This window comes from Streptomyces sp. NBC_00086 (assembly GCF_026343255.1).
In the GTDB taxonomy this organism is placed as follows: Bacteria; Actinomycetota; Actinomycetes; order Streptomycetales; family Streptomycetaceae; genus Streptomyces.
The window spans coordinates 6,812,284-6,836,827 of the sequence record NZ_JAPELZ010000001.1 but is presented as its reverse complement, the minus strand read 5'-3'; the positions used below and the strand labels follow the sequence as shown (position 1 = coordinate 6,836,827).

The window sequence follows — 24,544 nt, the reverse complement described above, 5'->3', positions numbered from 1 at the left end:
TGACGACCGGTCATGTGTGCGGTCCCCCAGTTGAGTTGTCTCCGCAGTCGGCGTCCCGCAAACGGCGTACGGGGCAAAGAGCCCGGGTATCACCGTTTCGGGCAAGGGTGGCGGGGCCTGGGGCGCGGTGCCCGGGTGGGGCCATCTGCCGACGGGTGACGAGGAGTTCGCCATGACACGCTGGTATGAGGGCCCGCTGGCCGCATTCGACACGGAGACGACCGGGGTGGACGTGGAACAGGACCGGATCGTGTCCGCCGCGCTCATCGTGCAGGAGTGCGCGGGCGGCCGGATCCGCTCGACGCGCTGGCTGGTCAATCCCGGCATCCCGGTACCCCCGGGGGCCACGGAAGTGCACGGTCTGACCGATGAGCACCTCCAGCGCAACGGGCGGTGGCCCGCGCCGGTGGTGGAGGAGATAGCCCGCGCGCTCGGTGAGCAGCAGCTGGCGGGGAGGCCGGTGGTGGTGATGAACGCGCCGTTCGATCTGACGCTGCTGGACCGGGAGTTGCGGCGGCACCGGGCGTCCTCACTGTCCCGGTACCTGGACAACCGGCCGCTGACGGTGCTGGATCCGCGGGTGCTGGACAAGCATCTGGACCGCTACCGCAAGGGGCGCCGGACGCTGACGGACCTGTGCGCGCACTACGGGATAGAGCTGGAGGGGGCCCATGACGCGGGCGCGGACGCGCTGGCATCGCTGGAGCTCGTACGGGCCGTGGGGCGCCGGTTCGCGGGCCGGCTGGAGCGGCTGACGCCGGCGGAGCTGCACACGCTCCAGCAGGTGTGGCACGCGGCGCAGGCGCGCGGCCTGCAGGCGTGGTTCGCGCGGCAGGGCACGCCCGAGTCGGTGGATCCGAACTGGCCGCTGCGGCCGGAGCTGCCCGCGGCGGCGTGAGGGGCCGTGCGGCAAAGGGGCCGTACATGCGGAAGGCCGGTCCGTCATGAGACGGACCGGCCTGTCCCGGTGGGCGATACTGGGATCGAACCAGTGACCCCTTCGGTGTGAACGAAGTGCTCTCCCGCTGAGCTAATCGCCCGGAACGGGTTGAACAATACAGAAGGCTCGGGGCTGGTTCAAACCGCTTCCGGCGGGGCCGCCAGATGTGCGGCGAGTCCGCGCCGTCCGGCCCGCATCATCAGGGTGTGGTTGAGCCGGAACACCGGCCGCCCGGGGAACGCGAGCAACCGCATGAGGGGGCGGCGCACCTCGACCTCCTGCTCGTACAGGGCCCGCGTCCCGCCGGACCGCGGTTCCACGGTCCAGCGCGCCCAGCCCTCCAGATCGCCGAGCAGGGCGACCTCCAGGATTCCGCGCACGGGGTCCCGCAGGAGTTCGGCCGCGCTCACGCGCAGGGTGTACGGGAGGGCGGAGCGGATGAGGGCGGTGCCGCCGCTCCCGTCGCCGTCGGGGGCGACGGCACGGATCTGGGGCCACCACAGGGGGTAGGACTCGGGGCGTTCCAGGGCGGCGTAGACGCGGGCGGGCGCAGCGTCGAGGTCCCACACGCTGCGGAAGCGGTAACGGGTCCACCGGCCACCGGGGTTGGCGGGGGCGCCGCGGCTCCTGCCGTCCGCGCCGCCGTGGGTGCCGTCGGGGCCGCCGCTGCTTCGGTCCATGCCTCCAGTCTTGCGCGCGGCGGGGGCGCGCACCCGGTACTCAGCGGGAACCCGTCCGGAGATGAGTACGCGCACCCATGTGCTGACGGGGTGACGGGCACCACACTCCGAACCATGAACAACCCCCTGCCGCCGGCCGAGGAGCTCGTGCTCATCGACCGCGAACTGATCCAACTCGACGCCCGGCGCCACTTCCTGCTGAGTCGCCGCGCGTGGCTGCTGGGCGCTCAGGCCCCCCACGCGTGGGGTGCGCCGGCCGTGCCGAAGGTGCCCGTACGGGCGACGGAGGCCTCGGCCCCGAGTGCGCAGAACGTGCTGCTGGTCCTGGGCGCGGTGCTGCTGGCCGTCGCGGCGCTGGCGTTCACGCTGGTCAGCTGGGGCTCGCTCGGGATCGCCGGGCGCAGCGCCGTGCTCGCCGTGGTGACGGCGGCGGCGCTGGGCGCCCCGCTGGCGCTGCTGCGCAGGGGGCTGCGCTCGACCGCCGAGGCGGTGGCCGCCGTCGGCCTGCTGCTGACGGTGCTGGACGCGTACGCGCTGTACGCCGTCGGCATGCCGGAGGTGGACGGCACGGCGTACGCGGCGGGCGCGAGCGCGGTACTGGCGGCGGGCTGGGCGGCGTACGGCCGGACCCCGGCCGTACAGGAACTGCGGGCCCCCTTGCCCGCGGCGCTGCTGACGGCCCAGCTCCCCCTGCCACTGGCGGCGCTGGCCGGCGGGGCGTCGGGGGCGGAGCTGGGCTGGGCGCTGCTGGCGACGGCGGCCCTGGACGCGGGTCTCGCACTGCTCCGGCCGGGGCGCTGGTCCTCCTGGGCGGGGACGGCGGGCTCGGTGGCGGCCGGGGCGGCGCTGCTGACGGGTCTGGCGGATTCGGTGGCTGCACGGTCGGCGGGCGCGGCCCTGGGCCCGTCGGCGCTGCTGGCGGCGGGCGCCGCACTGGCGGTGGCGGTGGCCTGGCGCAGCGCCCGGATGCCGGTGGCGTTCGCGACGGCGGGCGGCCTCGCGGCGGTGGCCGCCCTGGGCGGTCTGGCGGCGCCGGAGCTGCGCCCGCCCTGGGCTGCGGTCGGCTACCTGGTGGTGGCCCTGCCCCTGCTGGGAGCCCTACGGGTCTCCGCGCTCCCGGAGCCGGTCCGGCGCGGCCTCGCCCTGGCCGGTGCGGGGGTGGCCGTCCTGGAGGCGGTCACCGCCGCGGCCTGGGTGGCGACGGTGCTGCTGGGCCGGCTGCGGGTGCTGGAGGAGGTCTGGTCGGTGACGACGCCCCCCGCGGCGGCCGTGAACGGCCCGGGGCTGGCTCCGCTGGTGGCGCTGCTGCTGACGGCCGGGGCGGCGTGGTGGCTGGTCCGGGTGTTCCCGGGGCGCCGGGAGCCGGGGGTGGCGGCGGTGGTCCTGGGCTGGGCGGCGCTGTTCGCGGCACCCGTGGTGCTGGACCCGGCCCCGGGCGCGGTCTTCGCGGCCCAGGTCGCGGTGACGCTGGCGGCGGGGGCGCTCGCGCTGCGGTCCGGGGCGGCGGGCGGCATTCCCGCGGGCGCCGGGTTCGCCGCGGGCGCCTGTGCGCTGGCGGGGGCCGGGAGCGTGTCCGTGGCGGCCCTGGACGGCCGACTGGCCACCTTCGGGGTGCTCGGCCTGCTGGGGGCCGCCTGCGCGGCGGGGGCGGCGTACCGGCCCGCTCCGGCGTGGGCCCGCTCGGGGGCGGCCGCGCTCGCCGTCGGGTACGCGGCGCTGCTCGCGGTGGCGCTGGGCGCACTGCTGGAGCGGCCGGTGGCCTGGTGGGCGCCGCCGGTGCTGGTGATCCCGGCGGCGGTGGCGGCGCTCGGGCCGCGGCTGGGCTCCGTACGGGTCCCGGCGGAGGCCGCGGCGGCCGCGGCGGGCCTCCTCGCGGTGGCCCTGGCCACCGGGGACGCTCCGGTGCTCGCGCTGGTCCTGGCGCTGGCCGGGGTGGTGTGCGCGGCGGCGGCGGTGCGGCCCGAGCGCCGGTCGGCGGCGGGCTGGCCGGCCGGGGCGCTGTTCCTGGCGGCGACCTGGGTACGGCTCGCGGCTTCGGAGGTGACGGTGCCCGAGGCCTACACCCTGCCGGTGACGGCGGCGGCGCTGGCCGTGGGATTCCTGCGGCGGCGCCGCGATCCGCTGGCCGGGTCCTGGACGGCGTACGGGCCGGGTCTGGCGGCGACCCTGCTGCCGAGCACCCTCGCGGTGTGGGGCGATCCGCACTGGCTGCGGCCGCTGCTGCTGGGCACGGCCGCGCTCGGGGTGACCCTGGCCGGTGCCCGGGGCCGGCTCCGGGCGCCGCTGCTGCTGGGCGGGGCGACGCTGGCGGCGGTGGCCCTGCACGAGCTGACCCCGTACGTGGTCCAGGTGGTGGACGCGCTGCCGCGCTGGCTGCCGCCGGCCCTGGCGGGGGTGCTGCTGCTGGCGGTGGGGGCCACCTACGAGAAGCGGCTGCGCGACGCCCGCCGGCTGCGGGATGCCATCGGCCGACTGAGGTAGTCCGGCGGGGCTCCGGCGGGGCCGGAGCCGGGGCCGGACGGGTGAAAACGCCAGAGGCCCGGAGACTTGATAAGTCTCCGGGCCTCTGGTCCGGGTGGGCGATACTGGGTTCGAACCAGTGACCCCTTCGGTGTGAACGAAGTGCTCTCCCACTGAGCTAATCGCCCGGACGCACCGCAAACATTACCGCATGTCAGCGGTGCTCTCCGCCATGCCTGTGCGGGCTCACTCCACCTCGCGGTTCCAGGGCAGCACGAACCCGTTGATGTACAGGTAGGCGCCGATCGCGACGCCCGCGATCACGAGCCCGACGCTGGTCAGGATGATGTTGCGGCGGCGGACCTTCGGGTCCAGGGCCTTCTGCGCGGCTTCGCTGACCTTGCGCTTGGTCCAGCGCAGGGCGAGGTGGGCCCAGGCGAATTCGGTGGCCCAGATCGCGAGGCCCGCGAAGATCGCCACCCAGCCCGGTCCGGGCAGCACCAGCATGGCGACGCCGGCGCCGACGACGGCGAGACCGACGACGAAGACGCCGACCTGCCAGCTCAGGTGCAGACCCCGGCGGGCCTTGATGAAGGCCGGCGCCTTGGAGACGTGCGGCGCCTGCTCGGCGGCGCCCCCCTCCGTCGACTGCCCCGCTGACTGCTCGGTGGATTCGGCTGCGGATTCGGCTGCGGACTCGTTGGTCTCGCGGTCACTCCCCGTGTTCATGAGGTCGAATCTACCCGAGGTCCCAGCACACGTGAATGGTCGTTTGGATCCGCCGTCCGAGGGACCCAGAGGTCCGCAAAACGGTCAGAGGGGTTTACAACGGCACCGTAGGTGGCATGTCGATTTCGCCGACGTGCGAATCCCCGAGCGCACACTGAGCGAAAGGCCCTGGCGCTTATGAACACCACGGTCAGCTGCGAGCTGCACCTGCGCCTCGTTGTGTCGAGCGAGTCCTCACTGCCTGTTCCCGCGGGCCTGCGGTATGACACGGCCGATCCCTACGCCGTGCACGCCACCTTCCACACCGGCGCCGAGGAGACGGTCGAATGGGTATTCGCCCGCGACCTCCTCGCCGAGGGCCTTCACCGGCCCACCGGTACCGGCGACGTCCGTGTCTGGCCGTCCCGCAGTCACGGTCAGGGGGTCGTCTGCATCGCCCTGAGCTCACCGGAGGGAGAAGCCCTGCTCGAAGCACCCGCCCGAGCACTGGAGTCGTTCCTCAAGCGGACGGACGCCGCGGTTCCACCAGGAACCGAACACCGGCACTTCGACCTCGACAAGGAGCTCTCCCACATCCTGGCCGAATCCTGAGCCAGGCCTACAGAGGGAACCCTCCCCCGGCTGAGTCCGGGGGCCGTACGACACCGTCCGACTCGGGGCGACGGTGCACGGCGGACAACCACATACGGAAGTGCCGGCGCTGTTCACGTGGAAGCCACCCGCGTGGGCGGCGCCGGTGCGCTTTGGGGGGGACCCGCTAGAGTCGGCCAGCGGCGGCGGCAGCAGACCGTCACCGCAGGCCCGGCCCTTCAGGGAGACCCCGTGCAGATCCCCCACGACACCCGTCGCGCGCTCGACGTCGTCGTCGCGCTGGTGAACACCTCTGCCGAGACGGAACAGCCCGACGCGCTGGCGGACGTGAACGCGCTGCGCGCCTTCGTCCACGAGTACGCGATCAGCGACGTCGGCGAGCTCAGCGCCCGCGACCTCGCCGGCGTGCGCACGGTGCGCGGCAAGTTCGCCCAGGTCTTCGCGGCGCCGAACTCCCGCGTGGCCTCCGTGCTGATCAACGAGCTGGTCGCGACGGCCGGGACCACCCCGCAGCTGACCAACCACGACGGCTATGACTGGCACGTGCACTACTTCGCCCCGGGCGCCTCGGTGGGCGACCACCTGGCGGCCGACGGCGGCATGGCGCTGGCCTTCATCGTGGTCTCGGGCGAGCAGGAGCGGCTGCGCCGCTGCGAGGCCCCGGACTGCCGGCGCGCCTTCGTCGACCTGTCCCGCAACCGCTCCCGGCGCTACTGCGACAGCCGTACCTGCGGGAACCGGCTGCACGTGGCGGCGTACCGGGCCCGGCGCAAATCGGAGCTGGGCACGGAGCCGGGCTCAGAGCAGGAACAGATCGTGCACGGCGGCGAGCAGGAGCAGGCAGCCGATCACGCCTAGGAAGATCATCAGGGGCGGCTGGGAGAGCGCGAAGAGGCAGCCTCTCGGCTCCTCGGCGACGGGGACGGTGACCGGCGCGGGAACGGCCGGCTCACCCGGTGATGTGTCGAGCATGTCGGGGCGATGATGGCCCAGCGCAGCCGCGCGCGCCGCTCAACACGCCAGACTGAACCCGCGAGTTCACCGGATCCCGTCAGATCAGGTGGTTCGCGTCCCGGCGGCCGTGCGGTCAGATGCCGTGCTTCTTGAGGATCGCCTCGATGTCGGAGAAGTCCTCGGCGGGGGCGGCGGCGGCCGGAGTCGGCCGCGGACGGGCACCGTCACCCAGCGAGGGCGCGGAAGCGGCCGGGGCGACGGCCTCCCGTGCCGGGCGTCCCTTGACGGCCTTCGGCTTCTCCTGCTCCCCCTCCCCCGCGCCGCGTCCGCGCCGCTCGATCGCGCGGGTGGTCGTGAAGAGCACCCAGGCCAGTCCCAGCACGGCGAAGCCGGCCCAGACGGTCGGTTTGAAGACGATTCCGGTCGCCCAGGCCACGACGCCCGTCATCACCAGGCCGACGGGCACCAGCGAGTACGCGGCGATGCGCGTGGCCGCGAGGAATCGCTTGCGGTAGGCGGTCAGCGCGGCGATGCCCAGGCCCGCCGCGGACACCGCGGAGCAAATGGTCTCGGCGAGCATGCGGGGCCTCCAGGAGCGGATCGGTCGGTCGCGCCCGGCCGGCGGGCCGGGCGTTCTGTCCCCATCCATCCTGCACCGGCGACCCCCGCTCCGGCCACGGCCGGAGCCCCCCGCGGGCGGATATCCGGGACATCTCCGGGTCCCGTCTCCTCCCGAGGTCCCGGTCCTTACCCATCCCCGCGGGCTGGGAGACTGTCCGTATGACCGATTCCGTGATCCTCGACGTCTGGTGCGAACTTCAGTGCCCGGACTGCCACAGCGCTCTGGACGACGTGCGCGCCCTGCGGGCCCGCTACGGCGACCGGCTGGACATCCGGCTGCGCCACTTCCCGCTGGAGAAGCACAAGCACGCCTTCGCCGCCGCGCAGGCCGCCGAGGAGGCCGTCGAGCAGGGTCAGGGCTGGCCCTACGTGGAGGCCGTGCTGGCCCGCACCGCGGAGCTCGGCAAGGCCGGCGAATCGGTACTGGTCGAGGTCGCGCGCGAACTGGGCCTGGACGCCGAGGAGTTCGACACCGCCCTGATCGACGGCCGGCACATGCTGATCGTGGACGCCGACCAGGCCGAGGGCAAGGCGATCGGCGTGACCGGCACCCCGACCTACGTGATCGACGGAGAGCGCCTCGACGGCGGCAAGAGCCAGGAGGGCCTGCGCGAGCGCATCGAGGAAATCGCCGACCGGCTGCTCGCCCAGGACGCCTAGGTCATCCCGGCAGGAAATCTCCGGTTCCTCGGATCAGGCCCTCAGATCAGGTCCTTGGCGTAGTTGAAGTTGGTCGTCCGGTAGCCGAGGGACTCGTAGAGCCGCAGGGCCGGGACGTTGTCGCTGAAGACGTGCAGCCCGAGCACCCGGTGGCCGGCGGCCAGGGCGGTGCGTTCCGCGAGGAGCATCAGGTCCCGGCCGTAGCCGTGGCCGCGGTGCTCCTCGGCGACCGCGACGTCGTAGACGTAGGAGTCCCCCTGGTTCGGCGAGACCCACACGGTGCCCACGGGGACGCCGGCCGCCTCCAGCACGCTGATGCTGACGCCCGGGGTCGCCAGGCCCAGGGGCAGCATGGCCGCGTGGTCGTTCTCCGACTTCGTGTGCGCGGCTTCGGCCGACATGCCGCGGCTGATCCAGTTCTGCGCGTACTCCTCCCGCCCCGCCGCGAGCCAGGTCTCGAACTCGGCCTCCGTCATCGGGCGGCCCGTGACCCCCTCGGAGAGGGCGGGCGCCTCGGCCGGGAGTTCCTTGGCCATGTTGCGGCTGTACTCGGCGTACCCGAGGGCGGCGGCCAGGCGCAGGCCGCCCGCCGAGTCCGCCGGGGCCGAGACGCGGACCCGCCGGCAGCCCCAGCCGCGCAGTACTTCCTCGGCGGCGAGCGCGGCGACGGTGGCACGGCCGCGTCGGCGGTCGGGCTCGTCGACGGCGAGTTCGCGGATCTCGGCCACCGTCGGCCCGAAGGGGGTGTCGGCGGCGAGCAGCAGGGCGCCGACGCGCCTGCTGTTGACGCGGATCTCGTAGGGGCGCGAGCGCGCCCCGCCGGTGCTCTGCTGAAGCGGCCCGCTCGGCCGCAGGGTGGTGGTCATCAATCGAGTTCTACCCGCCCTGCGGCCCGATGGACAGCGAATAGGTCAGGCACCGGTCAGGAGCGGGGGTCGGCGTCCTCGGCGGAGCGGGCGTCGAAGATCCGCATGGCCTCGGCCGTGACGGGGCCGGGGGCGGAGCCCAGCTCGCGCCCGTCGATCCGTACGACGGCCTGGACGTCACGCAGGGAGGAGGTCAGGAAGACCTCCTCCGCCTGTTCCAGCGCTTCGAAGGGCAGGTCGGTCTCCTTGGCCCCGCACCATTCGGCTACGAGGGCCCGGGTGATGCCCGCGAGGCAGCCGGAGGCCACGGGCGGGGTGTGCAGCTGCCCGTCGAGGACGACGAACACGTTGGAGCCGGTGCCCTCGCAGAGCCGCCCGACGGTGTTGGCGAAGAGTGCCTCGGAGGCGCCCGCCCGGTGGGCGGCGGCGAGCGCGACCACGTTCTCGGCGTACGAGGTGGTCTTCAGGCCCGCCACGGCGGAGCGCTCGTTGCGCACCCACGGCACGGTGACCACGGCGGTGGTGTCGGGGCGGCGGGTTGCCCCCGCGAGGGCGACGATCAGCGTCGGGCCGGCCTCGCCTCGGTCGGAGCCGAGCGGGGAGACGCCCCCGGTGTAGGTGACGCGCAGCCGGCCGAGCGGCAGCGCATTGGCGTCCAGTACGGCGGCGCAGGCGCGGCGCACCTCGTCCAGGTCGGGGTCCGGCAGGCCGAGGCCGCGGGCCGAGCGGGTCAGCCGCTCCAGGTGCCGGGTGAGTGCGAAGGTCGTCCCGCGCTCCGCCTTGAGCGTCTCGAAGACCCCGTCGCCGACGGTGAGCCCGTGGTCGAACACGGACACCTTCGCTTCGTCGGCGTCCCTCAGTGCTCCGTCGAGCCAGATCCTCACCGTACGGTCCTCCCGCTTTCGTCCGTCTGTGCATCGACCGGTCCGGTCATGCCGGTCGTACCGGTCGTGTGCGCTTCGATCGCTCCCGACGCTACCCGCAGCAGCCGGGCGGCCTTCAGCTCGGTCTCCGCCCACTCGCGGTCGGGGTCGGAGCCCCAGGTGATCCCGGCGCCGGTTCCGAAGAGCAGCCGGGGGCCGCCGGGGGCAGCGCGGTCGATCCAGAAGGTCCGGATCCCGACGGCGAGCTCGGCCGTGCCCCGGTCGGCGTCGACCCAGCCGATGCCGCCGCAGTAGGGGCCGCGCGGGGCGGTCTCCAGGGCCTCGATGATCCGCAGGGCCGAGGACTTGGGGGCTCCGGTGACGGAGCCGGGCGGGAAGGTGGCCGCGAGCAGCTCGGGCCAGCCGGCGCCGTCGGCGAGTTCCCCGGCGACGGTGGACACGAGGTGGACCAGGCCCGGGTGCTCTTCGAGCGCGCAGAGCTCGGGGACGGTCACGGAGCCGGTGGCGCAGACCCGGCCGAGGTCGTTGCGTACGAGGTCCACGATCATCACGTTCTCGGCGTGGTCCTTGGGCAGCAGATCGGCGGCGGTGCGGCCGGTGCCCTTGATCGGGCCGGACTCGACGCGGCGGCCGCTGCGGCGCAGGTAGAGCTCGGGGGACGCGGTGGCGATCTCCACGCCGTGGGCCGGAAGCCGAATCGTTCCTGCATACGGGGCCGGGTTGCCGCGCGCGAGCAGCGCGGTCAGGGCGTCCACATCGGCGCCCGCCGGATCGGGAAGCGGCGCGGACATCACGCGGCAGAGGTTGGCCTGGTAGACCTCGCCCGCCTCGATGTGCTCGCGGATGCGGCGTACGCCCGCGGTGTACGCGGCGCGGTCGAGGGAGGAGGTCCACGCGTCGGCGTCGGGGCCGCGCCAGGCCCCGGGTACGGGGGCCGGCACCGGGTCGGGGCGTATGTCCCCGAAGCGCGCGCAGACGAGACGGCCTTCGAAATCGGCCGTCACCGCCCAGAAGCCGGTGGAGTCGAGGGCACCAGGATCACTGGTGACATCTCGGAGATCGGTCGCGAGGAGGCCGCCGAAGCGGGCGAGGGGAGGCAGGTCGTGCACGGCTGCGAGTCTATGACCGGTGACGCCCGGGCGCCGGTGAGGCGTCCGCCGGGTGACCGGCGGTGATCGGGCGGCAGCACGCTGCGGAAACGCGTTTTTGAGCTGGCCCGGGAATCCGCTAGAGTTCAACTCGTCGCCAGGGAGCGAAGGGGCAAAACCCCGGAGCGAACACGGCGACCTGCGGACGTAGCTCAGTTGGTAGAGCACCACCTTGCCAAGGTGGATGTCGCGAGTTCGAGTCTCGTCGTCCGCTCTAAGGTGGGGGATCATCTTCCCGAGGACCCCCTGCTTGCTCCATGGTGGAGTGGCCGAGAGGCGAGGCAACGGCCTGCAAAGCCGTCTACACGGGTTCAAATCCCGTCTCCACCTCCAAGGACGATTAGCTCAGCGGGAGAGCGCTTCCCTGACACGGAAGAGGTCACTGGTTCAATCCCAGTATCGTCCACTGATCCGCAAGGATCCCCGCGCGATTAGCTCAGCGGGAGAGCGCTTCCCTGACACGGAAGAGGTCACTGGTTCAATCCCAGTATCGCGCACGCAGTACGCTTCACACTTGCCACCTGCGGTGTTCTCACCGTGAGTGTGGTCCCGCGCGATTAGCTCAGCGGGAGAGCGCTTCCCTGACACGGAAGAGGTCACTGGTTCAATCCCAGTATCGCGCACCAGATGTCGACAAGCCCCGGCCGTTCCCACGGTCGGGGCTTTCGCGTGCTCGGGACCCTGGGCCCGCAGGCCGGTGGGGCGGGCCGGTGCCGGTCGGTTCCGGTCCTCCCGTCCCGCCCTTGCGGCTCAGGAGGAGAAGAGCATCCGGCCGAAGCCGCCCTTGCGGTGGCCGTGGCCGTGGCCGTGGCCGTAGCCGCCGTGCTGCGGGGCGCCCCAGGCGGGCGCGGGGGCGGCGTGCTGCTGCGGGTACGCCGCAGGGGCCGGGGCCGGCGGGGCGGCCGGGGGCGGGACCTGGCCGTACTGGGAGGTGTACTGGGATTCCAGGCGGGTCAGCGCTTCGAGCTCGCCGTAGTCGAGGAAGATGCCCCTGCAGCCGCTGCACTGCTCTATCTGGACACCGTTGCGGTTGTAGGTGTGCATCATCGCGTGACACTTCGGACACTGCATGACCGGATCAACTCCTCGCCGTTCGCTTCGACACCGGATGCGTACCCGGTGGCGTGAGCCTCACCCTACGACGGAGCCTTCGGCTCCAAGTCGGGCGGGAGGGAGGCAATTCGGGCACAGGCTTCCACCATCAGCCGCTCCACGTCGTCGAGTCGGCGCCGTTCTCCGGCGGCCTTGGCGAGGGCCAGCGCGGCCGTCTGCACGGTGAGCGCACGGGCGGCCAGGTCGAGTTCCGGCCAGGGATCGCTGCCTACCGCACCGGCGGCGGGCCCGCCGGCGGCGCGGTAGGCGTCCAGGAAGCGCAGCCAGGTCCCGGTGTCCAGCAGCCCGGCGGCGTACCAGGCCGCGGGCCGGGCCAGGTCCCAGGCGGGCGTGCCCAGCCCCAGGTCGTCCACGTCGATCAGCCGCCAGCCCCCGGCCGGGCCCCGGACCAGCTGCCCGAGGTGCAGGTCGCCGTGGCACAGCGCCCCGCCGGACGGCGCCGGCTCCTCCCCCCGGGCCCACCCGGGGAGCGTGGCCGCGGCGACCCGGACGAGCCGCGCCAACTCCGCGGCGTCGGCGTCCGCGCCCGTCGGCCCGGCCGCGGTCGCCTGCCCGGCGGGGATGGACAGGACGGCGCGGCGGGCCCGGTCGGCCCGGCCCGAGGACGTCGCGACGGGGAGGGCGGCGACCGCCTCGGTCCGGGTCGGCCCGCCCCCGGCGCCGCGGTCGTGGTCGTGGCCGGCGGGGCCTTCCCCAGCCGGGCGCCCCCGCGTCGCGCCGCCCGAGTCTTCGGCTTCCGCGCCCGTGGGCCCGGGGCGTCCCGGCACGGCGCGCCGCGCGGCGACCGGGGCCGCGGGAGGGTGCGCCGCGTCGAGGCGGTGGAGGGCGCGGGCGAGTTTCGCCGGGCCGCGCATCGGGGGGAGCGGGTACGGGAGGTGGTGGAGCGGGGTCCGGTGGAGGGCGGCCAGGAGCTCGGCGGCCGGCTCCCAGGGGGCCTCCTCGGGGCGGTCCGGAGCGACCGGAGCACCGTAGGGCCACAGGGAGACGGGCCGGGATCCGACCAGGCCGAGCCCGGTCCGCAGCGGGGGCAGCAGCACCCCGGAAAGAGCGGGGTCCCCGGCCACGCGGATCCGTACCGCCAGGGCGTCGGGATCGCTGTCGCGCGCGTGCGCCTTGGCCACCACGTCCCCGCAGCGGACCACCGTGCCGTCGTCGCGGTCCGCGAGGAGTACGTACTCCGCCGCGCCCGCGTACGCGGCGAGCTCGGCCGCACTCACTCGCTCCAGCGGAACCACGCCTCGGCTCTCCCCGCGCTCCGCACCCCGGGCGGGTGCTCCTCGGGACGAGCGTACGCAGCACGGGGCCGCGCGGCAGTGGCGGTACCGCCGGACGGACGCCACCGGACGGACGTCACATCAGCCGGACAGCATCCGGCTCGGCGGCCCGACGCCCGGGAAGCGCGCCGGCGCCGATCGGTGCGCGGAACGCGCGAAGAAGGGGCGGGCATGAAAAAGGGTGCTGCGCGTCCGGCTCCCCAGCCGTACGCGCAGCACCCTTCACCTGCCGTCCGTCGACCGCTCCCCCGTCCCCACGGGGTTCGGCCGGTGATAGTCCCGGCCCAGGCCGCTCTCCTGGGCCCGGGGCGCCGCTCAGCGCCCCAGCATCACGCTTACGGACGACGCCTGCGCCACCACCTGGTCGAAGCCTCCGAAGAGGAAGAGCAGGACGGCGGCCAGGGGGAGCACCATGGCCGCGGCCACCAGTGGGTGGCGACGACCGGACTCATGGCTGTTGAACGCGAATGCCTTGCGTCCTTGCCGTGCGATGTCCGCCATGGTCCTCTCCCTGTCGATTGGCAGCGGCGGGTTTATGACCTCGGGGGACGAGTACTTTCCACCCGCCGCTTGTCTTCAACACTAGGTGCGGGGAAGGCTCCTGGCCTCATGCCTTCGTACCCATTGCCTGGCCTCCAGGAGGATGAGGAGCCCACCTCGCGCGTACTCCCCTGGGTGGAGACCGGCCCCCCGCTCTGAGGGTCATCCCGGAGGGGATGACCAGAGCGTGGTGACTTCGCTCACTTCCGTCACTCCCCGCACACGTCCGGCCGCCGACCAGGCACTCCCAAGATCAACGGGCCGGGCCCGGCCGCCCCTGCGGCCGCCGCTCCCCCGCCACCCCGCCTCGAACCCCAATTCCCTTGGCTCCGGCCCGGCTTGACCGGAGCACCCCGCTCCGTACATGCGTCCTACCGGTGGTCCGGCGATTCCCCAAGTGGACTGCCCCGTACTGACAATCGAATCCCCCGGCGAGGGCGCGGCCTCTGAGCGCGCATGCCGGATGGTCCGTAAGCTGTGCCACGTCAACAGGACGACCGGTCAGCGGGGTGGACATGGCGATGATGCGGCTCCGGCGCGAGGACCCGCGTGTCGTCGGCTCGTTCAGGCTGCACCGGCGCCTCGGCGCCGGCGGCATGGGCGTCGTCTATCTGGGCTCCGACCGGCGCGGACAGCGCGTCGCGCTCAAGGTGATCCGGCCGGACCTGGCCGAGGACCAGGAGTTCCGTTCGCGCTTCGCGCGCGAGGTCTCCGCCGCCCGGCGGATCCGCGGCGGGTGCACCGCGCGCCTGGTGGCCGCGGACCTGGAGGCGGAGCGTCCCTGGTTCGCCACGCAGTACGTGCCCGGCCCCTCCCTGCACGACAAGGTGGCCGAGGAAGGCCCCCTGACGGCCGCGGCCATCGCCGCGATCGGCGCGGCGCTCTCCGAGGGACTGGTCGCCGTACACGAGGCCGGGGTGGTCCACCGCGACCTCAAGCCCTCGAACATCCTGCTGTCGCCCAAGGGCCCCCGCATCATCGACTTCGGCATCGCCTGGGCCACCGGCGCCAGCACCCTCACCCACGTGGGAACGGCCGTCGGCTCCCCCGGCTTCCTGGCGCCCGAGCAGGTCCGCGGAGCCGCCGTCACCCCCGCCACCGACGTCTTCTCGCTCGGCGCCACCCTCGCCTACGCGGCCACCGCCGACTCGCCCTTCGGACACGGCAGTTCCGAGGTCATGCTCTACCGCGTCGTGCACGAGGAGCCCCACCTCCAGGGTGTTCCGGACGCGCTCGCACCCCTCGTACGGGCCTGCCTGGCGAAGGATCCCGACGAGCGGCCCAGCACGCTCCAGCTGTCGATGCGGCTCAAGGAGATCGCGGCCCGCGAGGCACACGGGATGGGCGACGGCCGCCCGCCCGCGCAGCGGGCACGGACCGAGCGGCCGACGGGCCGGCTGCCCGAGGGGTACGCCGAGGGCACCGAGGGGTACGCCGAGCAGCGCACGGAGCGCCGTAGCGCCGGCACTCCCGTGCCGGGACGAGCGGGTACGGGAACCGGAGCGGGCCAGGGCAAGGCTCCGGCCAAGGGCCAGGGGCCCCGCGGCGGGCCGGACTCGCGGCCCTCTTCGGCCCGGGGCACCGGCTCGCGCGGACCCGGCTCCACCGCCGGGCGTACGGGCGGCCGTCCGGCTCCCCGTACGACGGGCACGGGGCGGCGGCCGTCACGGCCGGACCCCAAGCTGATGCGCCAGCGCCTGATCGTCTTCGTCGTGGTGACGTTGCTCGTGGCGCTGGGCATCGCGCTGGCCCAGAAGCTCTAGCCCGGAAGAGCCCCCCGGACTACGGGCGGCCGCTGGCCACCGCGTAGAAGGCGACGGCCGCGGCCGCGCCCACGTTCAGCGAGTCCACCCCGTGCGCCATCGGGATCCGTACCCACTCGTCGGCCGCGACCAGTGCCTGCGTCGACAGCCCGTCCCCCTCCGCGCCGAGCATCAGCGCGACCCGCTCCAGGTCCTGAGGAGCCGCCACGTCGATCGGCGAGGCCTTCTGGTGCGGGGTGAGGGCGAGCAGCTTGAAGCCGGCCTCGCGGACCGAGTCGAGGCCCTTGGGCCAGGCCTCCAGCCGGGCGTAGGGGACGGAGAACACCGCGCCCATGGAGACCTTGACGGAGCGCCGGTACAGCGGGTCCGCGCAGTCGGGCGAGAGCAGCACCGCGTCCATGCCGAGGGCGGCCGCGCTGCGGAAGATGGCGCCGATGTTGGTGTGGTCGTTCACCGCTTCCATGATGACCACGCGCCGGGTGGTGGCGAGCAGTTCCTCGGCCGTGGGCAGCGGCTTGCGCTGCATGGAGGCGAGGGCGCCGCGGTGCACGTGGTAGCCGGTGACGCGCTCGGCGAGCTCCGGGCTGACGGCGTAGACCGGGGCCGGGAGCTCGTCGATGACGTCGCGCATGACGTCGACCCACTTGGCGGAGAGCAGCATCGAGCGCATCTCGTACCCGGCGTCCTTGGCGCGTCTGATCACCTTCTCGCCCTCGGCGATGAAGAGGCCTTCCGCGGGCTCGCGCCTGCGCCGGAGTTCTACGTCGGTCAGGCCCGTGTAATCGCGCAGGCGCGGGTCGTCGGGGTCCTCGACGGTGATGAGATCAGCCACAGGGTGATACTGCCTTGTCCTGGGTGCGGTGCCAACGGCTCTGCGGGGTTGCGGGATTGCGGAGTGTCACTCGGCCGCGGGCCGGTGGACCTTCACCACGTCGCCGATCACGATGACGGCGGGCGGCCGCACCTCCTGGGCCTTCACGGTCTCCCCGACCGTGGCCAGGGTGGCGTCCACGCGGCGCTGGGAGGCGGTGGTGCCCTCCTGGATGACGGCGACCGCGGTGTCGGCGGGGCGGCCGTGGCGCACCAGCGCCTCGGCGATCAGGCCGATCTTGTCGACGCCCATCAGGATGACGAGGGTGCCGGTGAGCTTGGCCAGCGAGGCCCAGTCCACCAGGGAACGCGGGTCGTCGGGGCCGACGTGACCGCTGACCACGGTGAACTCGTGGGCCACGCCCCGGTGGGTGACCGGGATGCCGGCCGCGCCGGGCACCGAGATGGAGCTGGAGATGCCGGGCACGACCGTGCAGGGGATGCCCGCCTCGGCGAGGGCCTGGAGCTCCTCCATGCCGCGGCCGAAGACGTACGGGTCCCCGCCCTTGAGCCGGACCACGGCCTTGCCGGCCTTGGCGTGCGTGATGAGGGCGTCGTTGATGGCTTCCTGCGCCATGAAACGGCCGTACGGGATCTTCGCGGCGTCGATGACCTCGACGTGCGGCGGGAGCTCGTCGAGGAGGTCGCGGGGGCCCAGCCGGTCGGCGATGACCACGTCGGCCTCGGCGAGCAGGCGCCGGCCGCGGACCGTGATCAGGTCCGGGTCGCCGGGGCCTCCGCCGACCAGGGACACGCCGGGGGTGTGCGGGCGGGCCGCGGTCAGGGAGCCGTCCCGCAGCCCCTCGACGACCGCGTCGCGGACGGCGGCGGAGCGACGGGGGTCGTTGCCGCTCAGTACGGCGACGGTGACGCCCTCCACCCGGCCGGTGGCCGGGGTCCAGGCGCTCGCGGCCTCGGCGTCGTCGGCGCGGACGCACCAGATCCGCTCGCGCTCGGCTTCGGCGGAGGCGGTGTCGTTGGCGGCGCGGTCCCGGGTGGCGACCAGGGCGTACCAGGCGCCGGCCAGGTCGCCGTCCTCGTAGCGGCGGCGCTCCCAGCGGATCTCACCGGTCTCGGCCATCGCGTCCACGGAGGGGGTGGCGGAGGGCGAGATCAGGACGATGTCGGCGCCGGCCGCGATGAGCGCGGGCAGGCGGCGCTGGGCGACCTGGCCACCGCCGATCACGACGACGCGGCGGCCCGTCAGACGGAGTCCGACGGGGTAGGCGGGGTGTGCCGGGTGTCCCATGGCGGTTGCGGCTCCTGATGCGGCGGTGACGGCGGGCCGCTGCGTCGCTGGAGCGGCTGATCGGGCGGTGACGTGCGGTGGCCCGTCCGGGGTCCACGATACGACCCACCTGCGCGGTGGTCGCCTCGGGGGCCATTGCCCTGGCCGGGCGGTGACCTGCCCCACCCCGGGCTCCACCCCTGGCCAGGGGCCATGCCCCATGATCCCCGGCCCGTACGGGGCTCGCTCCCGAGGCGGGAATGAGGCTGACGGGCCGACGGGGCTCATCGGGGGCCCTGCGGGGCTTTCCCCACCCCGCCCCTTCGAAACCGGGGCTCCACCCCGGACCCCTTCGGGGGCTCCGCCCCCGGACCCCCGCTCCTCAAACGCCGGAGGGGCTGGATTGGTCCGCCGGTGACGGGGACGGGGTGGGGTGTCGTCCGGGACGTAAAACGTGATGTGTTGGCGCGAAAGGAAGCCCGACCATGACGCAGCGCGCACAGGGCGCCATAAATCATGAGTCCCGGACGACACCCCACCCCGGCCCCGCAGCCCCGGCTACTTCTCCGTGACACCCGCCGAGTCGAACGTGGCCACCTCGTGCATGGCCCGCGCAGCGCTCTGCACCAGCGGCAGCGCCAGCAGCGCCCCCGTGCCCTCGCCGAGGCGCAGGTCCAGGTCGACGAGCGGGCGCAGCCCGAGCTTGTTCAGGGCGGCCACGTGGCCCGGCTCCGCGCTGCGGTGTCCCGCGATGCACGCGGACAGCGACTCCGGGGCGATCGCGCGAGCCACCAGCGCGGCCGCGCCGGCGCTGACGCCGTCCAGGATCACCGGGGTCCGCAGGGAGGCTCCGCCGAGGAGGAGGCCCACGATCGCCGCGTGCTCCAGGCCGCCGATGGCAGCGAGGACGCCGATCGGGTCCGCCGGGTCCGGCTGGTGGAGCTCCAGGGCGCGACGTACGACCTCGACCTTGCGGGCGTGCGTCTCGTCGTTGATGCCCGTGCCCCGGCCGGTGACCTCACCCGGGTCCACCCCGGTGAAGACCGAGATCAGCGCCGCCGACACCGTGGTGTTGGCGATGCCCATCTCGCCCGTCAGGAGGGCCTTGTTCCCCGCAGCGACCAGGTCGCGGGCCGTTTCGATGCCGACCTCGATCGCGGCGACGGCTTCCTCGCGGGTCATCGCGGGCCCGACCGACAGGTCGGCCGTACCCGGGCGGACCTTGCGCGGCAGCAGGCCCGGCGTGGCCGGCAGGTCGCCGGCGACGCCCACGTCGATCACGCAGACCTCCGCGCCCACCTGGTTGGCGAACGCGTTGCACACCGCTCCGCCGCCCAGGAAGTTGGCCACCATCTGCATGGTGACCTCCTGGGGCCACGGGGTGACCCCCTGGGCGTGCACGCCGTGGTCACCCGCGAAGATCGCCACCGCGGCGGGCTCCGGGATCGGCGGCGGGCAGACCCGCGAGAGGCCGGACAGCTGGGCCGAGATGATTTCGAGCATGCCCAGGGCCCCGGCGGGCTTGGTCATGCGCTTCTGCCGCTCCCACGCCTCGCCGAGCGCCTTCGCGTCGAGCGGGCGGATGCTGGCGACGGTCTCGGAGAGCAGGTCGTGCGGCTCCTCGCCGGGCAGCGCGCGGCGCCCGTACGTCTCCTCGTGCACGACCCACGCCAGCGGCCGGCGCTGCGACCAGCCGGCCTGCGCGAGCTCGGGTTCGTCGGGGAACTCGTCCACGTACCCGATGCACAGGTACGCGACGACCTCCAGGTGCTCCGGCAGGCCGAGCTCGCGGACCATCTCGCGCTCGTCGAAGAAGCTGACCCAGCCGACGCCCAGACCCTCGGCGCGCGCGGCGAGCCAGAGGTTCTCCACGGCGAGGGCCGAGGAGTACGGAGCCATCTGCGGCTGGGTGTGCCGGCCGAGGGTGTGGCGGCCGCCACGCGTGGGGTCGGCGGTGACCACGATGTTCACCGGGGTGTCGAGGATGGCCTCGATCTTGATTTCCTTGAACTGCTTGGCGCGGCCCTTGGGCAGCGACTTCGCATAGGCCTCGCGCTGGCGCTCGGCGAGCTCGTGCATCGTCCGGCGGGTCTCGGCGGACTTGATGACGACGAAGTCCCACGGCTGGGAGTGGCCGACGCTGGGCGCGGTGTGGGCCGCCTCCAGGACGCGCAGCAGCACCTCGTGCGGGATGGGGTCGCGGCGGAAGCCCTTGCGGATGTCACGGCGCTCGCGCATGACGCGCAGGACGGCCTCGCGCTCGGCGTCGGCGTATCCGGGGGCCGCCTCGGTGACGGGGGCCTCGGGCTCGGCCTCGGGCTCGGCTTCCGGCTCGGTTCCGGCCTCGGGGGCCTGTCCGGCCTCCAGCGGTACGTCGGCCTGCGCCACGGCGACCGGCTCGGGCTCGGGGATCTCGGCGATCACGGCGGCCACGGGCTCGGCCAGGGGCTCCGGCTCCTCGGCCTGAACCACCGTTTCTGCGGGCTGCGGCACGCTCTCCACGACGGGCTCCGCCTCCGGCGCGACGGCGACGACTGCGACGGCCTCGGCCTCGGGCTCGGCCACCGCGACGGGCTCGGGCGCCGGTACCACGGCGGCCTCGGGCTCGGCGAAGGCGACGGGTTCGGCGACGGGCTCCACCAGGACCGGCTCGGCCACGGCGACCGGCACCTGCACCGGCTCCGGCTCCGCCACGGCCACGGACACCGGCTCGGCCACGAGGACCGCCTCGGGCTCGGCGAAGGCGACGGGAGCCGCGACGGGCTCGGCGAAGGCGGCAGGCTCCGCGACGGGCTCGGCCACCGGCTCCACGACGGGCTGCGCCGCGGCTTCCGGAGCCGGCTCCGCGGTCCACGGCGTCCCGGCCTGGACCGGGATCTCGACCGGCTGCTGCGCCGGGCCCGGCACGTGCTCGGCCTCGGCCTGCGTGAAGTCCAGGTACTCGGGCCCGGTGGTCGGCGGCCCGGACTGGCGCACCGGGACGGGCGTCGCCGGGGTGCTCAGATCAGGGGCGGCGGGCTCGGAGCCGGAGGGCACCGAGGCGACCGGGACGGGAACGGGCGCGGCCGGTGTCAGCGGAGCCTGGGCCTGCACGGGGGCGGCGGCGGGCGCAGCGGCCGGGCCGCGGTCCGCGAGGGACCGTACGACTCCGCCGGTGGCCTCGGGGACGGGCGGGCCCATGTGCAGCGGCCGCCGCACCGGGGCCGCCGCGACGGGGGCCGCCGGGGACTGGGGCTGGGAGACGGGCTGCGGGGCCATGAGGCCGCCGAGGTCCAGGGCGCCGGAATCCCGGCCGCCGGCCTCGTGCACACCGGCGCCGTACGAGGCGTCGGCGAAGGAGGCGTCCGCGAAGGACGACTGCTCCGCGAACTGCTGCCCGTCGAAGGGCTGCTGCGGGTAGCCGGCGGGCTCGTAGCCGAGCGGCGCGTCGGGGACCGGGAGCCGGCCCGGGTGGGGCTGCTGGTACTCGGGGGCCCCGCCGAAATCGGCGTACGGGGCGTCCGCGTACGCGGAGGGCTCGGGGAAGTCGGGGAAGGCGGGCACCGGCGGGACGACCTGGGGGTCGCTCCACGCGCCCTGGCTGCTCGGCATCAGCAGCAGTTCCTCGTCCTCCGGCTCGGCCGGGTTGTCCACGAGGTCCTGGAAGGCGTAGTTCCCGGTTGCCGGGGAAGACATGGGAACCGGGGCGGGGACGCCCTGCTGATCCACCATGCCCGTGCTGTCCGGGAGACCCTCGCCCGGAACCTGGCCGGTGTCAGTCATGCGTACCCCTCGCCCATCGGTGTTGCCTCTTCGACTGCCCGGTCGCCCACGAGGCCTCACGTACGGCCGCACGACAACCAGTAAGTATTGTCCTGCCCGTTCGTCACCGTGTCGGCCATAACCGCCACGGTCCTCTGTGGACTGCGCCACGTCGCGCGTCCAGCCGGAGCCGCATGCCCGAATCGTCCGGGCGGTGCGACGATCGGCCAGCCTACCCCGGGCTCGTGGCTAGGTACGGTCCGGGCGGTTAACGGGGCGTTCGGCGGCCAGCAGGAACGCCACGGTGCGCTGTTGTTCGGTCCAGGTACGGGTGTCCAGGGCGACGGACTGGAGCAGGGCGCACTCGACGGCGTACCCGCCCTCGGTCAGGACCCGGCCGATGGCCTCCGCCTCGTCGCGCGTGGAGGCGTGGCTGACGATCCGTTCGGGGCGCCGGTCGGCGACGGCGGCGACGACCGCGGCCCCGCCGCCGCCGACGCGGACGACGTCCGGCTCGGGCAGGGTCTCCAGGACGTGCGGGGCGCGGCCGTTGACGACCTGGAGCTGCACACCCCGGGCGCGGGCGGCGGCGGTTGTGCGTTCGCAAGCGTGCCGGTCGGCATCGACGGCGATGACGGCGGCGCCGAGGGCGGCGGCGTCCACGGCGAGGGCTCCGGAGCCGGAGCCGATGTCCCAGACGAGGTCCCCGGTGCGCGGGCCGAGCCGGGCGAGCTGGGCCGCGCGCAGTTGCGTGGCCTCGCCCTCTCCCACGTCGATCTGCGGGCGGGCCCAGCCGCGTCCCGTGGCCGGGGCCGCGCTCCGGCCGAGCAGCCAGGCCGGTTCGGCGGCGGTCGAGGCCGGTCCCGTACCGCCGATGACGATGACCACGTTGGGGTCGCGCCAGCTGTGGTCGGCGGCCTTGTCGGAGGTGAGGACGGTGACCTGTTCCTTGTCGGTGCCGAGTTCCTCGCAGATGACGAAGGTGCGGTGGACGCCTTCGAGCAGCAGGGCGAGTTCGGCGGGGCCGGCGCCGGGCGAGGTGATGACGGCGACCTTGGAGTGGGCGCGGCAGACGTTGACGGCCCGGCGCAGGGTGCGGCGGTGGGCGACGACGACCTGGGCGTCGTCCCAGGGCATCCCGGCGCGGGCGAAGGCGGCGGCGACGGCGGAGACGGCCGGTACGACCTCCACCTCCAGGCCGTGTTCCGGGGCGCGCAGGGCCCGTACGACGCCGAAGAAGCCGGGGTCCCCGTCGGCGAGGACGACGGCGGTGCCGCGGTGGCCCGCGATCCGCGTGGCGGCGATGGACAGGCTGCCCAGGCGCACGCGTTCGGCGGTGGGCGGGACTTCGGGGAGCGCGAGGTGGTGGGCGGCGCCGGCCACCAGGGTGGCGGCGGAGAGCGCGGACCGGGCGGCCGCGGTCAGGGGGGAGCCGTCCCAGCCGATCACCGTGACCCGGTCGGCCATCGTCGTCAGTCTCCTGATGTGGGAGGGGGCCCTTCCCGGCGGTGGCCGGGGGCAGGGCGAGGCTTCGTCGAGGGGGGCGGGCTTGGTGAGACTACCCGGTGGTTCGGTCAGTTCCGGTCGGAGAAGACGGCGTAGCCGTTCGCGTCGTTCGCGCGGGCGGGGTGGATCCGGTAGCCGTCGCGTACGTCGTCGCGGGGCTCCGCGTAGCCCACGGAGTAGCCGTCGGCGTAACCGTCCCCGTAGTCCTCGGCGTCCTCGTCCACGTCCTCGGGAACCAGGCCCCAGACGATGAGGTCGCTGCGGGTGTCGGCCCAGGAGCCGTCGGGGTTCTGGGTGCGCACTATGCAGGCGTTGCGCAGGACGCCTTCACTGATGCAACCGGTCTTCTGGGCCACTTGCTGGGAGGCCGTGTTGTCGGCGGCGGTGCGCAGTTCGAGGCGTTCGAAGCCCTGGTCGGTGAACAGCCAGCGGGCCACGGCGCGGACGGACTCGCTGGCGTAGCCCTCGCCGCGGGCCCAGGGGGCGGTGACGTAGCCGACCTCGGTGGTGCGGGTGCGCCAGTCGGTGTCCTGCAAGTGGACGATGCCGACGAGCCGCTGGGTGAGGAACTCGGTGACGGCGAAGACGATGCCGCGGCCCTCGGTGCGTTCCGTGTGGGCGGTCCGCGTGGCCCAGGTGACCGCGTCGGCGTAGGTGTAGGGCTGCGGGACGGAGGTCCAGGCGGTGACCTGTTCGTCGTTCATCATCTCGGCGAGCGCGGTGACGTCCTCTTCCTCGAAGGGGCGCAGCACCAGCCGGTCCGTGCTGATGGTGACGTCCGGGAAGGTGGTAGTCATGCGCAGCTCCAAGCCTGAGACCGTGGTGCGACCGTGATGCGAGGCGACCGTGGCGCGGGACGGCATACACGGGGTATACGGTCCGCGGCCGCGGGTCGTAGGCCACAGCATGCAGCATTGGCCTGGTGATGTGCAGGGCCGGGCTGCCCGGAAGCGGGCAGCGCCCGGCCCCGTACACCGGCGGGGTGGACGGGGCCGGGCGGGGCGGCCGGATCGGGCCGTCCCGGTGCCGCTCGCGGGGGTCAGGCGGCCGGCTTGCCGAAGGCCGGGATGACCGAGCCCTGGTACTTCTCGTCGATGAACTTCTTGACCTCGTCGGAGTTCAGGAGCTTGGCGAGCTTCTGGACCCGGGGGTCGTCCTGGTTGCCGTTCTTGACCGCCAGGATGTTGGCGTACGGGTTGCCCTCGGCCTTCTCCAGGACGAGCGCGTCCTTGGCCGGGACGAGCTTGGCCTCGATGGCGTAGTTGCCGTTGATGACGGCGGCGTCCACGTCGTTCAGGGCGCGCGGGACCGTGGCGGCCTCCAGCTCCTTGAACTCCAGGCCCTTCTTGTCGGTGATGTCGGACAGCTTGGCGGCGGTGCCGACACCCTCCTTGAGGGTGATGAGGTTGTTCGCGGCGAGCAGCTGGAGCGCGCGGCCCTCGTTGGTGGGGTCGTTGGGGACGGCGATGGTCTGGCCGGCCTTGATGTCCGTGAGTGCCTTGAACTTCTTGGAGTAGAGGCCCAGGGGCTCCAGGTGCACGTTCACGACGGGCACGATGTCGGTGCCGTTCTTCTTGTTGAAGTCGTCGAGGTACGGCACGTGCTGGAAGAAGTTGGCGTCGACCTGGCCCTGCTGGGTGGCGGTGTTCGGCAGGACGTAGTCCGTGAACTCCTTGACCTCCAGCTTGAGGCCTTCCTTGGCCGCCAGCTTGTCCTTCACGAAGTTCAGGATGTCGGCGTGCGGGGACGGGGACGCCGCGACGACCAGGGGCTTGCTCTCGTCGGTCTTGCCGCCGTCGGCCTTGGTGGAGGACGGGTCCGAGGAGCTGCCGCAGGCGGTGAGGCCGAGGGCGAGCGCCGAGACGGTGGCGGCGAGGGCGGTGAGCTTGATGTTCTTGCGCACGAAGAGTGCCTTTCTTGCGTCTTGCTGTATGGATGACGGCCCAAGCACGACAAGTGCGGGCTTTCTGGGGAAA

Annotated in this window: 22 protein-coding genes and 7 tRNA genes; 11 read left to right on the top strand and 18 right to left on the bottom strand. The window is 73.7% G+C overall.

Annotation, left to right across the window (positions count from 1 at the left end; all coding sequences use genetic code 11):
• Window positions 1-172 precede the first annotated feature (172 nt).
• Complete coding sequence (locus OG276_RS31060) at window positions 173-898, top strand: 3'-5' exonuclease (RefSeq protein WP_266910320.1); 726 nt, start codon at window positions 173-175, stop codon at window positions 896-898.
• A 70-nt stretch (window positions 899-968) separates the two neighbouring features.
• On the opposite strand, the gene OG276_RS31055 is transcribed toward OG276_RS31060, so the two are convergent.
• Window positions 969-1,040: transfer RNA gene (locus OG276_RS31055), tRNA-Val, on the bottom strand.
• A gap of 37 nt (window positions 1,041-1,077) precedes the next feature.
• Window positions 1,078-1,620, bottom strand: a complete 543-nt coding sequence (locus OG276_RS31050) for an SRPBCC family protein (RefSeq protein WP_266910318.1) — start codon at window positions 1,618-1,620, stop codon at window positions 1,078-1,080.
• Between the two features lie 114 nt (window positions 1,621-1,734).
• Here OG276_RS31050 and OG276_RS31045 point away from each other — a divergent pair, with 114 nt between their 5' ends.
• Entirely contained in the window at window positions 1,735-4,101 is a 2,367-nt protein-coding gene (locus OG276_RS31045; RefSeq protein WP_266910316.1) for an SCO7613 C-terminal domain-containing membrane protein, read from the top strand.
• Window positions 4,102-4,196: 95 nt separating this feature from the next.
• On the opposite strand, the gene OG276_RS31040 is transcribed toward OG276_RS31045, so the two are convergent.
• Both OG276_RS31040 and OG276_RS31035 read right to left on the bottom strand, forming a co-directional pair.
• Window positions 4,197-4,268 (bottom strand) — tRNA-Val (locus OG276_RS31040).
• A 58-nt stretch (window positions 4,269-4,326) separates the two neighbouring features.
• Window positions 4,327-4,809 (bottom strand): TIGR02611 family protein, encoded by a 483-nt coding sequence (locus tag OG276_RS31035; protein WP_266910314.1) that lies wholly within the window; start codon window positions 4,807-4,809, stop codon window positions 4,327-4,329.
• A 177-nt stretch (window positions 4,810-4,986) separates the two neighbouring features.
• Between OG276_RS31035 and OG276_RS31030 the strand changes: the two genes are divergently transcribed.
• Window positions 4,987-5,400: an SsgA family sporulation/cell division regulator gene (locus OG276_RS31030; protein ID WP_030011909.1), complete on the top strand. Its 414-nt coding sequence runs from the start codon at window positions 4,987-4,989 to the stop codon at window positions 5,398-5,400.
• Window positions 5,401-5,631: 231 nt separating this feature from the next.
• A complete protein-coding gene (locus OG276_RS31025; RefSeq protein ID WP_266910312.1) occupies window positions 5,632-6,258 on the top strand; it encodes a CGNR zinc finger domain-containing protein in 627 nt (208 codons plus the stop codon).
• On the opposite strand, the gene OG276_RS31020 is transcribed toward OG276_RS31025, so the two are convergent.
• On the bottom strand, window positions 6,199-6,372 hold the full coding sequence (locus OG276_RS31020; protein WP_266910310.1) for a hypothetical protein: 174 nt from the start codon (window positions 6,370-6,372) through the stop codon (window positions 6,199-6,201). The two genes, OG276_RS31025 and OG276_RS31020, sit on opposite strands and share 60 nt — an antisense overlap.
• A 115-nt stretch (window positions 6,373-6,487) precedes the next feature.
• A complete protein-coding gene (locus OG276_RS31015) occupies window positions 6,488-6,934 on the bottom strand; it encodes a hypothetical protein (protein ID WP_266910308.1) in 447 nt (148 codons plus the stop codon).
• 200 nt (window positions 6,935-7,134) lie between these two features.
• On the opposite strand from OG276_RS31015, the gene OG276_RS31010 reads away from it, so the two are divergent.
• Complete coding sequence (locus OG276_RS31010; RefSeq protein ID WP_266910306.1) at window positions 7,135-7,635, top strand: DsbA family protein; 501 nt, start codon at window positions 7,135-7,137, stop codon at window positions 7,633-7,635.
• Window positions 7,636-7,676: 41 nt separating this feature from the next.
• Here OG276_RS31010 and OG276_RS31005 read toward each other — a convergent pair whose 3' ends face one another.
• The 3 genes from OG276_RS31005 to OG276_RS30995 are packed head-to-tail and all read right to left on the bottom strand — an operon-like array spanning window position 7,677 to window position 10,494.
• Window positions 7,677-8,501 carry a GNAT family N-acetyltransferase gene (locus OG276_RS31005; RefSeq protein ID WP_266910304.1) on the bottom strand — a complete coding sequence of 275 codons (825 nt, stop codon included), beginning with the start codon at window positions 8,499-8,501 and terminating at the stop codon, window positions 7,677-7,679.
• Window positions 8,502-8,557: 56 nt separating this feature from the next.
• The gene (locus tag OG276_RS31000) at window positions 8,558-9,385 is read right to left on the bottom strand and encodes an aminotransferase class IV (protein WP_266910302.1); all 828 of its coding nucleotides are present in this window, start codon (window positions 9,383-9,385) and stop codon (window positions 8,558-8,560) included.
• Window positions 9,382-10,494 (bottom strand): chorismate-binding protein, encoded by a 1,113-nt coding sequence (locus OG276_RS30995; RefSeq protein WP_266910300.1) that lies wholly within the window; start codon window positions 10,492-10,494, stop codon window positions 9,382-9,384. The genes OG276_RS31000 and OG276_RS30995 overlap by 4 nt, the downstream gene beginning before the upstream one ends.
• Window positions 10,495-10,674: 180 nt before the next feature.
• Between OG276_RS30995 and OG276_RS30990 the strand changes: the two genes are divergently transcribed.
• From OG276_RS30990 to OG276_RS30970, 5 genes are all read left to right on the top strand, one after another.
• Window positions 10,675-10,747 (top strand) — tRNA-Gly (locus OG276_RS30990).
• A gap of 45 nt (window positions 10,748-10,792) precedes the next feature.
• Window positions 10,793-10,866, top strand: a tRNA-Cys gene (locus tag OG276_RS30985).
• 1 nt (window position 10,867) lies between these two features.
• A tRNA-Val gene (locus OG276_RS30980) sits at window positions 10,868-10,939 on the top strand.
• Window positions 10,940-10,958: 19 nt separating this feature from the next.
• Window positions 10,959-11,030 (top strand) — tRNA-Val (locus OG276_RS30975).
• A 54-nt stretch (window positions 11,031-11,084) separates the two neighbouring features.
• Window positions 11,085-11,159, top strand: a tRNA-Val gene (locus tag OG276_RS30970).
• Window positions 11,160-11,283: 124 nt separating this feature from the next.
• On the opposite strand, the gene OG276_RS30965 is transcribed toward OG276_RS30970, so the two are convergent.
• From OG276_RS30965 to OG276_RS30955, 3 genes are all read right to left on the bottom strand, one after another.
• Entirely contained in the window at window positions 11,284-11,604 is a 321-nt protein-coding gene (locus tag OG276_RS30965; protein ID WP_250744689.1) for a zf-TFIIB domain-containing protein, read from the bottom strand.
• A 65-nt stretch (window positions 11,605-11,669) separates the two neighbouring features.
• On the bottom strand, window positions 11,670-12,863 hold the full coding sequence (locus OG276_RS30960; protein WP_266910298.1) for a phosphotransferase family protein: 1,194 nt from the start codon (window positions 12,861-12,863) through the stop codon (window positions 11,670-11,672).
• 372 nt (window positions 12,864-13,235) lie between these two features.
• Window positions 13,236-13,421, bottom strand: a complete 186-nt coding sequence (locus OG276_RS30955; protein WP_266910296.1) for a hypothetical protein — start codon at window positions 13,419-13,421, stop codon at window positions 13,236-13,238.
• A 548-nt stretch (window positions 13,422-13,969) separates the two neighbouring features.
• Here OG276_RS30955 and OG276_RS30950 point away from each other — a divergent pair.
• Window positions 13,970-15,223 (top strand): serine/threonine-protein kinase, encoded by a 1,254-nt coding sequence (locus OG276_RS30950; RefSeq protein WP_266910294.1) that lies wholly within the window; start codon window positions 13,970-13,972, stop codon window positions 15,221-15,223.
• A 19-nt stretch (window positions 15,224-15,242) separates the two neighbouring features.
• On the opposite strand, the gene OG276_RS30945 is transcribed toward OG276_RS30950, so the two are convergent.
• From OG276_RS30945 to OG276_RS30920, 6 genes are all read right to left on the bottom strand, one after another.
• Window positions 15,243-16,055 (bottom strand): RNA methyltransferase, encoded by an 813-nt coding sequence (locus tag OG276_RS30945; protein WP_266910292.1) that lies wholly within the window; start codon window positions 16,053-16,055, stop codon window positions 15,243-15,245.
• Between the two features lie 66 nt (window positions 16,056-16,121).
• Complete coding sequence (gene cobA / locus OG276_RS30940) at window positions 16,122-17,342, bottom strand: uroporphyrinogen-III C-methyltransferase (RefSeq protein ID WP_243334181.1); 1,221 nt, start codon at window positions 17,340-17,342, stop codon at window positions 16,122-16,124.
• A gap of 537 nt (window positions 17,343-17,879) precedes the next feature.
• The gene (cobT, locus tag OG276_RS30935; protein ID WP_266910289.1) at window positions 17,880-21,083 is read right to left on the bottom strand and encodes a nicotinate-nucleotide--dimethylbenzimidazole phosphoribosyltransferase; all 3,204 of its coding nucleotides are present in this window, start codon (window positions 21,081-21,083) and stop codon (window positions 17,880-17,882) included.
• Between the two features lie 228 nt (window positions 21,084-21,311).
• Window positions 21,312-22,529: a precorrin-6y C5,15-methyltransferase (decarboxylating) subunit CbiE gene (gene cbiE / locus OG276_RS30930; protein ID WP_266910287.1), complete on the bottom strand. Its 1,218-nt coding sequence runs from the start codon at window positions 22,527-22,529 to the stop codon at window positions 21,312-21,314.
• A 107-nt stretch (window positions 22,530-22,636) separates the two neighbouring features.
• Window positions 22,637-23,365: a GNAT family N-acetyltransferase gene (locus OG276_RS30925; protein ID WP_266910285.1), complete on the bottom strand. Its 729-nt coding sequence runs from the start codon at window positions 23,363-23,365 to the stop codon at window positions 22,637-22,639.
• A gap of 242 nt (window positions 23,366-23,607) precedes the next feature.
• On the bottom strand, window positions 23,608-24,471 hold the full coding sequence (locus OG276_RS30920; protein WP_266910283.1) for a MetQ/NlpA family ABC transporter substrate-binding protein: 864 nt from the start codon (window positions 24,469-24,471) through the stop codon (window positions 23,608-23,610).
• Window positions 24,472-24,544: the final 73 nt, after the last annotated feature.

Coding starts and splice junctions, on each gene's coding strand:
- OG276_RS30955 (WP_266910296.1), bottom strand. CDS start 13,421: ATGGCGGACATCGCACGGCAAGGACGCAAGGCATTCGCGTTCAACAGC.
- OG276_RS31045 (WP_266910316.1), top strand. CDS start 1,735: ATGAACAACCCCCTGCCGCCGGCCGAGGAGCTCGTGCTCATCGACCGC.
- OG276_RS31020 (WP_266910310.1), bottom strand. CDS start 6,372: ATGCTCGACACATCACCGGGTGAGCCGGCCGTTCCCGCGCCGGTCACC.
- cobA (WP_243334181.1), bottom strand. CDS start 17,342: ATGGGACACCCGGCACACCCCGCCTACCCCGTCGGACTCCGTCTGACG.
- cobT (WP_266910289.1), bottom strand. CDS start 21,083: ATGACTGACACCGGCCAGGTTCCGGGCGAGGGTCTCCCGGACAGCACG.
- OG276_RS31010 (WP_266910306.1), top strand. CDS start 7,135: ATGACCGATTCCGTGATCCTCGACGTCTGGTGCGAACTTCAGTGCCCG.
- OG276_RS30925 (WP_266910285.1), bottom strand. CDS start 23,365: ATGACTACCACCTTCCCGGACGTCACCATCAGCACGGACCGGCTGGTG.
- OG276_RS31030 (WP_030011909.1), top strand. CDS start 4,987: ATGAACACCACGGTCAGCTGCGAGCTGCACCTGCGCCTCGTTGTGTCG.
- OG276_RS31005 (WP_266910304.1), bottom strand. CDS start 8,501: ATGACCACCACCCTGCGGCCGAGCGGGCCGCTTCAGCAGAGCACCGGC.
- cbiE (WP_266910287.1), bottom strand. CDS start 22,529: ATGGCCGACCGGGTCACGGTGATCGGCTGGGACGGCTCCCCCCTGACC.
- OG276_RS31060 (WP_266910320.1), top strand. CDS start 173: ATGACACGCTGGTATGAGGGCCCGCTGGCCGCATTCGACACGGAGACG.
- OG276_RS31015 (WP_266910308.1), bottom strand. CDS start 6,934: ATGCTCGCCGAGACCATTTGCTCCGCGGTGTCCGCGGCGGGCCTGGGC.
- OG276_RS31035 (WP_266910314.1), bottom strand. CDS start 4,809: ATGAACACGGGGAGTGACCGCGAGACCAACGAGTCCGCAGCCGAATCC.
- OG276_RS31050 (WP_266910318.1), bottom strand. CDS start 1,620: ATGGACCGAAGCAGCGGCGGCCCCGACGGCACCCACGGCGGCGCGGAC.
- OG276_RS30965 (WP_250744689.1), bottom strand. CDS start 11,604: ATGCAGTGTCCGAAGTGTCACGCGATGATGCACACCTACAACCGCAAC.